The organism is Leyella stercorea, from assembly GCF_021531655.1.
Genome location: NZ_JADYUF010000019.1, coordinates 48,995 through 62,345, shown reverse-complemented (window position 1 = coordinate 62,345; position 13,351 = coordinate 48,995). Strand labels below are relative to the sequence as shown.

The 13,351-nt window shown below is 50.0% G+C and carries 9 protein-coding genes; 1 reads left to right on the top strand and 8 read right to left on the bottom strand.

Going from position 1 to position 13,351, the window contains the following annotated elements; translation table 11 throughout:
* Positions 1–72: 72 nt before the first annotated feature.
* A complete protein-coding gene (locus I6E49_RS07215; RefSeq protein WP_235401366.1) occupies positions 73–1,137 on the bottom strand; it encodes a DUF1573 domain-containing protein in 1,065 nt (354 codons plus the stop codon).
* A 23-nt stretch (positions 1,138–1,160) separates the two neighbouring features.
* Positions 1,161–6,686 (bottom strand): MG2 domain-containing protein, encoded by a 5,526-nt coding sequence (locus I6E49_RS07210; RefSeq protein ID WP_235401364.1) that lies wholly within the window; start codon positions 6,684–6,686, stop codon positions 1,161–1,163.
* Between the two features lie 452 nt (positions 6,687–7,138).
* On the opposite strand from I6E49_RS07210, the gene I6E49_RS07205 reads away from it, so the two are divergent.
* Positions 7,139–7,927, top strand: a complete 789-nt coding sequence (locus I6E49_RS07205; protein WP_367997629.1) for a NigD1/NigD2 family lipoprotein — start codon at positions 7,139–7,141, stop codon at positions 7,925–7,927.
* A gap of 118 nt (positions 7,928–8,045) precedes the next feature.
* On the opposite strand, the gene I6E49_RS07200 is transcribed toward I6E49_RS07205, so the two are convergent.
* The 6 genes from I6E49_RS07200 to queD form a co-directional block, all read right to left on the bottom strand.
* Positions 8,046–8,186, bottom strand: coding sequence for a hypothetical protein (locus I6E49_RS07200; protein WP_235401362.1), 141 nt, complete (start codon positions 8,184–8,186; stop codon positions 8,046–8,048).
* Between the two features lie 114 nt (positions 8,187–8,300).
* Positions 8,301–9,617: an MATE family efflux transporter gene (locus I6E49_RS07195; RefSeq protein ID WP_235401360.1), complete on the bottom strand. Its 1,317-nt coding sequence runs from the start codon at positions 9,615–9,617 to the stop codon at positions 8,301–8,303.
* Positions 9,618–9,724: 107 nt separating this feature from the next.
* The gene (locus I6E49_RS07190; RefSeq protein WP_235401368.1) at positions 9,725–10,555 is read right to left on the bottom strand and encodes a YitT family protein; all 831 of its coding nucleotides are present in this window, start codon (positions 10,553–10,555) and stop codon (positions 9,725–9,727) included.
* 183 nt (positions 10,556–10,738) lie between these two features.
* On the bottom strand, positions 10,739–12,169 hold the full coding sequence (gene cls / locus I6E49_RS07185) for a cardiolipin synthase (RefSeq protein ID WP_235401358.1): 1,431 nt from the start codon (positions 12,167–12,169) through the stop codon (positions 10,739–10,741).
* 165 nt (positions 12,170–12,334) lie between these two features.
* On the bottom strand, positions 12,335–12,898 hold the full coding sequence (locus I6E49_RS07180) for a 7-carboxy-7-deazaguanine synthase QueE (protein ID WP_235401356.1): 564 nt from the start codon (positions 12,896–12,898) through the stop codon (positions 12,335–12,337).
* A gap of 66 nt (positions 12,899–12,964) precedes the next feature.
* Positions 12,965–13,300 (bottom strand): 6-carboxytetrahydropterin synthase QueD, encoded by a 336-nt coding sequence (queD, locus tag I6E49_RS07175; RefSeq protein WP_235401354.1) that lies wholly within the window; start codon positions 13,298–13,300, stop codon positions 12,965–12,967.
* Between the last annotated feature and the right edge of the window lie 51 nt (positions 13,301–13,351).

Here is a 13,351-nt window from a genome sequence, read left to right as displayed (position 1 = left end):
GGCCAGGGGTGGGGCTTTGTGGGGGATGTGATGGGCTTTATGGGGGAATATGATGGGCTTTGCTTTTCTTTTTTACTTAGCAATAACCTTAATAGTTACCTTCGGACGACCCGGGTCGTTTGTTATCATCAGCACACGTGGCTGCGAGCGAGCCGATTTAATCAGTCGTTGTTCGGCTGTAATCTTCATCTTTGCCGACTCACCCGGCTGCAATTTCTGCTTGTTCAGCGAAACTTGCAAGCCCACAGTGAACATCTGGAGGTTCTTGATATTGAGCACCGTCTTGCCGTCGTTGCGTATGATGATTTCGCCCTTCAGCTTCTTCTTGTCGTTGAAAGCTCCAAGGTTAAGCTCGGACGTAGACAGATACAGTCTCGGAGCGTTGGCAAGTTGTGATGCAGTGAGGTTGTCGAACTTAGGCAGAAGCACGGCTGAAACGCCCAACTCCTTCTCACGACTTACACGATCACCAGGGAATGCACCCAGATAGACACTCGTCTGCGTAAGTCCCATATCCTTCAAGCGCTTCGAATTGAGCGTAACAGTCAGCACTCCGCTGTGGCCAGGCAGAATCTTCGAAGGCGAAACCTCGGCTGTGAGATAGTCGGGCAGGTGCATAACAACGGGTTCAACAGTCGAACTTGTGGTGTTTAGCAGGTGTATCTTCTTCTGCGGACGCTCACCACGATTCACGTCATCAAACTCAATGTCGTCGCAATCGGTGCGTATTCCGGCAAAGTCGTAGTCGTACTTGCCTGCAAAATCCACAATCTCCCTAACCACGTTGCCTCGCATACGCAGCATGACAGGACGCTGCTGGTCGGATACATACACGTCGACAAACTTATCATAACGGCCCATTGTCTGGGCATCGTACGTTACACGCACCATGAACTTGGCATCGGGAGCAATCTCGCCCTTGGGATAATCCACGTCAGTGCATCCGCAACTGGTGCGCACATCAACAATGCGCACAGCACGGTTCGACTTGTTTTTCACTTCAAACTCAGCCGTAGCCGGCGACTGATATGTAGTCTGACCGCAGTCGACAATCTTGTTTATCGCTTCTATCTTCTGCGCACTCACCCCCAACGACACAAACGCAAAGAGCGAAGCGCATATAAAAAACTTTTTCATATATCTTTATTTTCTATTTTCCCTTATTTCACAGCTATCTTGACAGCCTTGGTTCGCGCCATAAACTCAGGTGCGTATGCACACTGAACGGCACATGTACCAGTATGGTATTCGCCCTTACGGTCGACATAATAGGTTGTTTCGATGACGTGCTTGCCCTTCGACATACGGTCGAAGAAGAAGTTTGTTACGTTGTCTTTAGGCTGACAGTAGTAGCCGAAGCCATAACCCGACAACTGCTGAGCCGGTTCAAGACACGCAGCACGACGGTCGCTGAGCTGAACGAAGTCGTAGTCGCGTGCAGCCGTTACCGTCAGGCGCACCATAATGCGGTCGCCCACATTCAGCTGAACATTGCCGCCACTCATTCGGTTGCCGTCCTTCAACACCTCGCGAACCACAGTCATGCCCATAGCGGCATCAGCCACATCGTCCGACTGCTGCATAAACTGAGCATATACAGCACCCCAAGAAGTTCCCTCAGATGCTTTCTCGACAGTCAACTGCTTGAAGCGGTCGCCCGTCTTTGCCGCCTTGACATAGCCGAGACCTGCCGTTGACTTAGGCATCTGCAACTTCTGACCGTCAATCTTTATCGTTGCATGCTGCGCATTGCCGTCAACAAGCGCAGCGCCGTTGCCGTTAAGGAAGGCATAAACGGCATTTACAGAATTAATCGGAGTGTCCCATGCCTGAGTACGCTTGGTCTGGAGCAACCATCGTTGCATCTCGCCTATAGTCTTGACATCGTCGGGCTGCAGAGCCTTCAGAGCCTCAATGGCAGCCACCTGCGACGGAATGCGATAGTCGAACCATGAATACTGAGCCTTCGGCGAATCGAAGTAGCGACCCATTTCGTCGGTATATACAGTATACTGGCGTATGCTCTCAAGCAGATTGGCAGCCTCCTTGCGATGATTGTTCTTGGCAAGCACAACGGCAGAAACGGCTTTTCCGTATATCGTGAACTCCGTATTCTGACGTGCCAGTCGACTGATGAGCCAGTCGAAATTCTGCTTTGCCGAGGCATTCAACTGTCGCTTGGCGAGCGTAGAGGCGTACAGATACTGCACAGCCAACTCACTCGGGCGCAGATTCTTCTGCTTGCCCTCGCTCTCAAGCTTCTTCATCTCCTTCACCTCACTTGCCATCTGCTTGTCCATATAGCTGAAAGCGGCGGCAATCATACTGGTTGTGGTGTTCTGCTGACCAATCATTGCGTTGAGACGAACAAGCGTCTGCACCACAGCCATAGTCATATAGGGCGAACCCTCCATTCCCTTCCACCATGCAAACGAACCGTTGGGCAGCTGAAGACGAGACAGTTGCGAGAGATTATTGGCAAGACGATAGTCAATCTGCGACTCATCGAAGAATGCGGCAAGCATACGCTTCTGCTCCGATTCACGGTTGGCTTCGTTAAGCCAAGGCGTTTCGTCGAGCACAATCTGCTTCAGTTCGCTGTTCTTCTGCAATGCGCTCTGCATTGAAGAGCCGTCCTTTGCGTCACCCGTTTCTTTCTGCCAGAGTGCTACGGTCTGCTTTATAGCCGGGTTGGAGAGCATGATGTGGCGGCCCAACGCATTGGCATAATAAGCCGTGGCAAGCGACATGGCGTTGTCGCCATCGGCATTCGACATAGTAGGCAGAGCCTGAACCATGAGCCACGAGGGCGAATTGGTGTACTCAACGGTGAGTCGTGAGTTCTTGTCGCTGACTGCAAACATCTTAGCCACATCAATATCGAGTGTGCCAGGGGCATTCTGTGTGAATGCGTATGTATTGGTGACGAGTTCATTGTCAGGCAAAACGGGCAGATAATGCTGCTCGCCGTCGCTATAGCCGTGGCCATGTGCGGTGATGCGGCATACAAGCAGTCCGTCGTTCTGAATCTTCGACATGTCGAAATCGAAGTCGACTGCCGTTGTCTCGCCTGCCATTACAGTGTATTTACGCTCCTTGCGATACACCTCCTTGCCCGTTTCGGGATTGAGCAATACAAGTCGGGCGGTGCCAGCCACCTGCTTGTCGGAAGTGTTCGACACACGTGCCGAGAGCACTCCGCTATCAGTAGAGCGCACAAAGCGCGGAACATTTGGCTGAACCATAATGGTCTTCTTAGCCACCGACGTTGCCGAAATGACGCCATTGTTCATGTTCAAGTCATGCGCCAAGCCATAGAACTGCCATGTAGTTACACTCTCGGGCAGCGTGAAGTTGATTGACACATTGCCCTTAGCATCGCTCACGAGTGCCGGATAGAAGAAGGCTGTCTCGTTGAGATTCTCGCGTATCTGCTCTGTAGCAGCCGAACCATTGTCTTCAGTATGCTCATTCATGGCTTCAGAGTCTACTGTCCCGGCAGCCTTAGCACTCTCTACGCTTCCTACAAGAACACGGCTTTCCGACTTGTCGTATGCCATCATCTTGCGACTGTTGAATTGTTTACTCTGAACATTTGCCTTAAGCACCTCACCATAACAAAAAATGCTGAAATCGGTGAGGCGGCTCAGGTTGAGACTTCGCTCATTAAGAATGCGCATAGGCATCTCGCTGTAGGCAAAGAGTCCGCGATTGTTCACGCCATTCCATGTCAACCAAGGCACACTGACGAATGCCGGCAGCGAGAAACGCACGTTGTGACGGCGTATCTCATCAAGCGATTTGTCGTACATTGTAGCCATGAGCTGAGCCTTGGCTGGTGTTCCGTCGGGGTGAGTTATGTTGAGGGTCCACGTCTCGCGCTGTCCCGGAGTGAGTCGGTCGCGGAATGTTGTCCACTTCAAATTGAGTCGGGTGTCGGGCAACGGACGCTCTATTCGTGCTGTATGCTTATAAGCCGTGCCGTTCTTAACCCACGCTACCGACAGCGTTATGCCGTCGCCCCACTCCTCTTTGTACATCAATGCACGTGTGCGAACCTCGTTCTTCAGGTCGGCACGTCCGTCTTCTATCACCTTGTCGCCCGAAATGAGCGTATATACAACGTGCTGGATTGAGTCGCTCGAACCCACCTGTATGAACACGGGGGTCATATTGTCCTTGAAACGTTCAGCCGACTGATAGAACCAGTCGTGTGTCTCTACGGGAGCCTTGCTGTCGCGCAGGGTGAATGTGGTGAATGCTGTACGCAGAGTGTCGGTTCCGCATATCGCCATAAGGCTATGGCGGGCTGATGTCAGAGCCTCGGCGGCTATCTTGCTTGGGGTGTTTGCCTTGCAGGTATATCGATTGTTGTCAATATAATAGGTCACATTGCCGTCGATAGGGTCGCCCGCATTGTTGCGATAGGCGAATGTGATGGTGCGCAGACTGTCGCGCAACGACTTTTCAGGAATGTCGCATGTGAGTATAGTAGGATGATCGCTGTATGGCAACGAAGCCTCTGCATGGCGTGTCTCGCCTGCCACATCGGTGACGTCGGCAGCCACGTCAAACATATAGTAGCGGCGCGGATGCTCGTCATAAGTGTCGGGGATGACGATTGGCACTTTCACTTCGAATTCGCCAGCAGCCGTGGTCTGCACGGTATCGTTCAATACTGTCTCCTGACGCATTTCGACTCCCATGCCTCGCCAGAACATTGCCGGACGGCGAACTACACGCAATGCCACACGGGCATTCTGTACGGGCACTCCGGCAAAGCTGCGGGCCATGCCCTTAAGGCGCACGGTGTCGCCTGCGGCATACTTGTCTGTAGACTTTGCTATATCGACGCTGAACGTCGGACGCTTGTATTCCTCTACCCTAACCGAGGTATACGAGTTGTTGCCAAAGTCGGAACGCAGGGTGTAAGTGCCCGTCATTCCGCCTTGCGGCAATACGAAGTCGGCGCTCGCCATACCGTATTCGTCGGTCTGAACCTGCTGCGAAGCCACCTCCTTATGGTTGGCATCGCGCAGTGTTATGGTCATCGACTGACCAGCCTTGGGCTCTCCCTTATACACCTTATTATTATATGTATATGCCATGGCAGCCACATGCAGCGTCTGTCCGGGTCGGTAGATGCTGCGATCGGTGAACAACGACGTGCGCACTACGTCTGCCTTGTTGCCGTAATAGTGGAAATGTCCCGACATTGGGGTGAAGGGGAAAGCACGTTCGGTGTCGGTGTATATGCGATAAGAGCGCGGTTCGCTCTTGGCGTATGTTATGTAAGCCTCGCCGTTGCTGTCGCAGGTATATGTGCGTATGATGTCCTTGCCGTGCTTGTCAACATCAGTCACAACGTCAATCTTGGCTCCCGGCACGGCCACGCCGCTTGTGGCGTTGAGCACAGCCATACGGTACTTGTTGCCTGGCAACGCTTCTACGACGGGATAGATGTCGCATACGCGCAGCAACTGGCGGTCGACTGGCACGCTGACGTTATCGGTCGACATCTCTACGAGATACATTCCCGATCGCAATCCCTTTATTTCGAGCGTGTCGCTTACGGTCTTGTATGCCGGCAGACCTACGTATCGGCGCACGTCGGTGATGGATTGTTCGTTCTGAACGATGTGTCGGCGCAGACGTGCATAGTCCTTGTCGCTCGACGGGTCGAGGGTTGTGGTGCCGTCAATGTCGAGTCGCGAGACGGTGATACGCAGTTCGCCGATGTTGTTGAGCGCCATCACCTTCACCTTGCGAGGCACTCCTGGCAGAGCCAGTTCGCCTCCTATGCTTGCGTGAAACGATGGCAATGTAAGGCGGTGCTGGGCATTTCGCAGTATATTCATGCGTGGCCAGGCTCCCCATTTCATGAGGGCGTAGTTGATGTAGTTCATCTTCTCCTCGGCTGTTACGTCCTCGGCATTCGCCATATAGGCGTAGCGCTCAATGGCAACTTCGGCACACGGCATCAGGTCGGAATATTCGCGCACGAGCGAATCGAGCGACATGATATAATTCGACTTCTTTACATGACCCACATCGCTTTGACGACGGGCACGCTTGACGAGTTCGATAGCTGTAAGGCAGGCTCCCTCGCGCTTGCCGCGCGAGGCATAATAGTCGTGCATGGTGCGATAGTCGTTGGCACGGATGCCCAGTACGTGCAGCATGTCGTGATAGAAATAGCGCGAGTCGGTGCCGTCGATTACAAACGGTTCATATCCCGTAGAGTAGGCTTCAGCCAACGCTTCGGGATTGCTCATCGACTTCTTGAAGTATTGTTTGCCGAGTTTTCCAGTTTCGTCAATGCCCATCCAGTTGTCTGTATAGATGGTTCCGAGCACCGACTGATATATTGCAGCAAGCACCTTGTCGCCACTCTGCACGGCATTCTGCTCACAACGGCGCAGACGGTCGATTGCGGGCTGCAATGAGTCGACGGATATGGCGCATTGCTGTTGGGCTGTAGCGAGCTGAGCCTTTAGCAAATGGCCGTAGGCTCGTTCGCGTGTTGCCTTGCCAACTATCTGCGAAAGCACATCAAGCGCAGTCTTAGGATGGTCCTTCTGCAGTGCAGTGTCGTATTGTTTCCATAGTGATGTATAGGTGTCGGCAGCTGCTGTCAGTGGCATAAGCAGCGCCATAAGTATCGAAAGGACTGTTGACTTCTTCATAGTGTTTCCTTTTTGATGAGTTAATGTTTTGGCTGTGTCGTACAACACAGAATGCGTCCAACCACGCATTATAATACAAAAATAGGGAAAAATCACCATATAAACAACATTACCCGACTTTAATATTTCAAAAAAAATAGAAATAATAAAGTCGGTACATACACGTATGCACAAAGCCATAGGCACAGTTGTAATGAGGGCGAAATCCGAGGGCATTTCAAAAGGACTCCTTTTGGTGTGCAAAAGGGCTCGTTTTGGTGTGTAAAAGGACTCCTTTTGGTGTGTAAAAGGGCTCCTTTTGGAGGGCAAAAGGACTCCTTTTGAAAAGGCAATAAAAAAAACTGCTAAAACTTGCGTTGCATTAATATATTATTGTATCTTTGCAAATGGGAGATAACTATTATCAAAGAGACATAATTCTATTATCAACAAGACAGAAATCTATTATAAATATGAATAAGATAAATTACTATATCAGCAGCATCATCAAGGCTTCACACGCCGCTCTGCTCATCGTTGCCATCGGCTTGGTGGGCTTCGCCATGCAGTCGTGCGACAACGACAACGACGAGTTTCCAGTATTTCCGCTCAACCGTCCCAACGCTCTCGTCACGCTGAAGCCAACTGCCGACGGTTCGTCGTTCTACATGCAGCTTGACGACTCTACCAAGATTAACGCCACTAACATCAAGCAGGCTCCTTACGGAAACAAGGAGGTGCGAGCATTCATCAATTTCCGACTGCTCACACAGCCTGACAACAAGCGCAACTACGACGTTTATGTAAATTGGTTGGACAGCATTCTGACCAAACCTATGATAGAGGGTGGCGAGAATGCGGCTGAACTGATCAGCAAAGGACAGGACCCTGTGGAGATATTACGCGAATGGACGGTGTCGGAAGACGGCTATCTCACCATTCATTTCCGCACCCAGTGGGCTCCTAACAACACTCCGCACATCGTGAATCTTGTAGCTGCCGACCCTGCCAAACCGTACGAACTGACTTTCTGCCACAACGCTCAAGGCGTGAAGGGCGGCTACTGGGGCGACGGCATCGTGGCTTTCCGACTCGACAAACTGCCCGACACCAATGGCAAGAAGGTGGACATGACGCTTGTGTGGAAGTCGTTCAGCGGACAGAAAAGCGTCACATTCAAATACTGCTCACGCAAGACTACCGAGAAAATCGAGGGGCTGAGCTTTGCTGCAAGCGGTCAGTTTGAGCGGGCAATCAAGTAGAAGTACATTACAATCCTCATTCCAAAGAAGAAGCAACGAATAAAGAAGTTGCTGCAAGTGAAGTGAGTTGCTGCAAGTGAAGAGAGTCGCTTGTACTAATTATAGGATGAGGGTGTATTCAAACGTAAACAAAGCGGGCTGAAAGCCCAATAAGCCCATAGCCCAGAGCAACGCTTTGGGTGTACGGATAGATAAAAGCAAAACGCCCTGTAAGGGCAAAAGCATTGATAATTAACGCTTTTGCCCTTACAGGGCGCATTGCTATTTGCGACACTTTTACCCAAGGCGCTGCCTTGGGCTATGCGCTTCTGCCCCTTCGGGGCGTACTGCTTGTGCTTATGACACGCCCTTATGAGCTGGCTGTAGCAGCATTTTATCTATCTTTATTTGCAGGACCTTCACCCCTACTCCACTTGTTATACAAAACCGTCTGCACCACTCCACGCATAGCCAGAAACACAAGGAAGGCTATCCATAGCGCATGGTTGTGGAGCATAGGGCGTAATGCCGGATAAACAGCAAAGAAAAACACTGCCGATATTGCCGACGACACGAGCATTCCGCGTGTTGCGGTGATACCGATGAACACTCCGTCCCAAATGAATGCTGCCATACCGCACAGCGGAATGAGCACAGCCCACGGCACATACGATGCCGACGCATCGATGACACTGGCATTGTCGGTGAGCAACATGAGGAACGGACTGCCGCCAAGGGCATAAACAAGTGTGTATACCGCTGACAATCCCAATCCCCACATAAACAATCGGCGCACCATACGGACAAATCCTTCATTATTGCCGGCACCGTATAGTCTGCCACACAATGCCTCGCCGGCATAGGCAAATCCATCCATAACGTACGAGAACAAGGTGAAGAACTGCATCAACAACGTGTTCACAGCCAGCACTACGGCTCCTTGCGAGGCTCCTGCCGAAAGAAAATAGAAGTTGACGGCTACAAGAAAGAGTGTGCGCAGGAATATGTCGCGATTGACGGTGAAGAATCGCGACAGCTCGCTTTGCTCAAAAATGTCGCGCCAACGTATTCTGCCAAACAAACGATTGCCGTAGGTGTAGGTGCACAAAGCAAGCGACACGACGAGTCCGGCATATTGTGCCACGAGCGTTCCAAGCGCTACGCCCTCCACTTTCATGCCCATGACATACACAAAAGTAAAGCTGGCAGCGATGTTTACAACGTTTTGCAATATCGATATGAACATAGGCAGACGCGTGTTCTGCATGCCTATGTACCAACCCGTTAGTCCGTACAGACACAACATGGCTGGTGCGCCCCATACGCATATACAGAAATATACCCACGCCTCGCTGCTTATGTCGGCTGTAGCACCCGTCAGCATCAGCGCCAGACGTCCTATGGGGTATTGAAGCACCACTATAGTAAAGCCTATCAGCAATGCCACACCCATCGAACGCATCAGTAGCATAGCCACTCCGTCCAGATCGCGACGGCCCAACGACTGCGACGTCATACCGCTCGTGCCCATACGCAAGAATCCGAACAGCCAGTATATAACGTTGAATATCATACTTCCTACGGCTACTGCACCTATATATACGGCATCTCCCATATGTCCTGATATCGCCATATCGACAAGTCCGAGCAGCGGTACGGTGATATTTGAAACTATTGAAGGTATGGCTATGTTGAGTATTCTGCGGTTCATTGTAAAATTAAAAGAGTAAAAAAGTAAAAGAATAAAAGGTGTGAAAAAGTAAAAGAGTAAAAAAGTCGCCTAAGCATTTACTTTTTTACTCTTTTACTTTTTTACTTTTACTTAATCTTGTCAAATCCTTCACCGAACACTCCGTGGCAGAATGTCTGTGAAACAACGGCTTGCGGGTCAATCTGTTTTATCACGGCGAAGATGTCCTGCGACTCATACTTGCGCGACAATACAACAAGCATTTCCACATTTTCCTTACTATACCATCCCTTTCCTTCAATAACCGTTACGCCACGGTTGACACGTCGGTTGATGGTATCGGCTATTTCCTTGTAGTTCTTTGATATAATGAGGAACTGAACGGTCTGACGCGAGCCGTTGACAACGAAGTCGCACACGAAACTTGCTACAAGAGTGAAGACTACACCATAAACGATTGTCTCCATACTGTGGAAGAGCAAGTAAGAAGAACAGATGATTGTACAGTCAATAAACTGCATTGCACGACCAAAACTCAAGTTGAAGTGCTTGGTGAGCAACACGGTTATAATGTCCGTTCCGCCCGTCGAACCGTTGTGAGAGAACACTATGCCAAGACCGGCACCACCCAACATACCTCCGATAAGAACGTGCATGAACTTGTCTTCGCCTGCCGTGATGATCGGATAAGCCTGGAAGAACGGCTGCAATGTACCGATAAACAGTGAAAGAAGAAGAACACCGATTATCGTACGCACCACAAACTGCTTGGTCAAAGCGCTAAAGGCTATGATAAGCAAGGTAATGTTAAGCACGAAGATTGATATACCGGCGGGTATATTTGTGGCATAGTATATCAAGGCAGACAAACCCGATACACCTCCCATTACAACTCTTTCAGGAAGAATAAAAGCTGTATATCCAACTGCATACGAAAGGATTCCAAACACAATGAACATAAAATCCTTCATATTTCCTTTACTAAATAAACGTTTCGAAATAGCGAATTTTGTCTCACCCATGATTGTAATAGTAAGTTAGTCGTTAATTGAATGCAAATGTATATATTTTTTTTGAATCCGCCTAATTCAAATATATATTATTTTATGAATAATGGAAACATCACGGGAAATTTCCATTCACTACAACAATGGCGACAACAGACGCAGCAACGATTCTACAAACCGGTGCATATACGGACGGTGATGCAGCTCACGGGCTTCGCTGAAATTGATGCTGCAATCCTCATCGCGCATGTAAATGTCCTTTATGCGCAACGCCGTCTGGCGGTCGTAGAAGAACACGTTGGCCTCGAAGTTGTTCTCAAAACTACGGAAGTCGATGTTTGTAGAACCGCATGTGGATATCTGATCGTCGGCAACAAGCAGTTTGCTGTGATTGAATCCCTTCTCATACAGCCTCACCTTTACGCCTGCCTCCAACGTTTCGGTGACGTACGACATGCTTGCCAGCTGTATGAGCCAGGCATCGCTGCGGCGCGGTATGAGCAGACGCACGTCGACACCTGCCAATGCTGCGGTGCGCATAGCAAACATAACGGGTTCGGTAGGAAGAAAATACGGGGTCTCCATATACACATACCGCTTGGCTTCAAGCAGTATTCGCACATAGCCTTGCATAATGTCGGGCCACTGGGCAATAGGACTACTGGTGACTACTTGAGCCAAAGAGTCGTTGCTGATGTGCCATGGCATAGGCGGATAGTAACGATGGTCGTTGATGAGTGTGCGGTCGACGAAATACCAGTCGACAAGGAATGCACGTTGCAAGGCGTACACCACACTGCCACGCAGACGCATGTGGGTGTCGCGCCAGGGCAGAGTGCCACCATGCAATCCCTTGACATAGCGCAGAGCTATGTTCATTCCGCCTATGAATCCTTGCGTGCCGTCGATGACGCATACCTTGCGGTGGTTGCGATAGTTCACCTTACTGGTGAAGGCTGGGAACCGTACCGGCATGAACGAACGCACCTTTACGCCTGCCTGACGCATACGGTCGAAGAAGCGTTCGGGCACACGCCAGCATCCTACGTCGTCGTATATCAGGCGCACCTCTACCCCTTCGCGCGCCTTGGCAATAAGGGCATCACTTACAAGACGGCCCAACGGGTCGTCGGCTATGATGTATGTGTCGAGATGAATGTGGTTGGTTGCGCCCTTTATGGCTTGCAGCAGAGCCGGAAAAAACTGATAGCCGTCGGTGTAGAATTCTACAGCGTTGTCCTTAAAGGGTAGCGACAGGCTCTGATTGGTAAACAGTCGGACGAGTGAGGAGAAGTATTCGGGCATCCGCAAGTTGCGCTGCTCTACAAATTCAAGCATCGAACGCTTTGACAATTGGTCGAGCGAACGCCCTGATATAAGTTTCATCTTGCGCGTGTTCTGACCGAAGAAGATGTACAACACTATGCCTACAACGGGCACAAACAGCAATACCAGGACCCATGCTATGGTCTTGGCAGGCTGGCGGTTGTCCATCAGCACTGTCAGCATGATGCCGACTATCACCGCTACGTACAGAACTATGAATATCCAATGAACGTATATCATACTTCGGTTCCTCCTTTTGGAATTTGAAAGTTGAGCTTTTAAAGTTGATAATTGAGAGTTGAGAGTTGAGAGTTATGATTACTCTATGACAAATATTTAAGGCAACAATATTAAATATAAAGCTAATCATAACTCTCAACTTTCAACTATCAACTCTCAACTAAATTACTTGAACCCTACAAGCTTATGCGTCTGTAGCGACATTCGCCATTCGGGATGCTGCAGGATGTAGTCGAAACAGCGCTTCACGATTTGTGCGTTGCGCTCAGTATTCTGCACGTCGCAGGGTTGCAGGTATTTGTATTCGGCGCTTATGCCGTGATCGTCGGGGTGCTGGGTGTTTTCTTCGAAGATGCACTTGAGTTCGTTGCATCGCTTGATAACGGTGTTGCCTTTGGGCGAACATGTTATCCAGTCGATGCCGTCGACTATCGGATGGGTGCCGTTTGTCTCCATTGCCAGCTCGTAACCGTGCTTGTGCAGAAGGTCTACCAGCTGCCTGTCTACCTGAAGCGAAGGTTCGCCACCGGTTAGAACGACAAAGTGCGAGGGATAAGACTTAATCCGATTGAGTATGTCCTCGTCGCTCATCTCCTCGTATTGAGCGAAATCGGTGTCGCAAAACGGACACTTCAAGTTGCATCCGGCAAAACGAATGAATATGGCAGCACACCCGGTGTTGCGTCCTTCGCCTTGCAATGAATAGAAAATATCGTTGACTCTTTTCATCTGAAACAGCATGCTTGTATACATGCAAAGCTTAAATGGTTCAATAATACGTTGTTATCAGCTATCTTAATCTTCTGCGTCGTAAATGGCTTTGTTGCCCTGGCTCTCCTGCACCATGCAACGATAGCATTGCGGTATCTGCTCGGTCACCCATCGTGCGATGTTTTCGGCTGTGGGATTGAAGGGCAATACCTCGTTGAGATTGGCATGGTCGAGACGTTCTTGTACAAGTCGCTTGATGTGGGTGAAGTCTACCACCATTCCGTCGCTGTTCAGTTCGCGCGACTTGCAATAAACGGTGATGATCCAGTTGTGGCCATGCAGGTTCTGACACTTGCTCTCGTACGAGAGCTTAAGGCGATGACACGCCGAGATTTCAAGAGTCTTTTCAATGTAATACATAATGGTGTTGTTTTTGATTATTTATATTTACTACCGCAGGATTACTCCGAC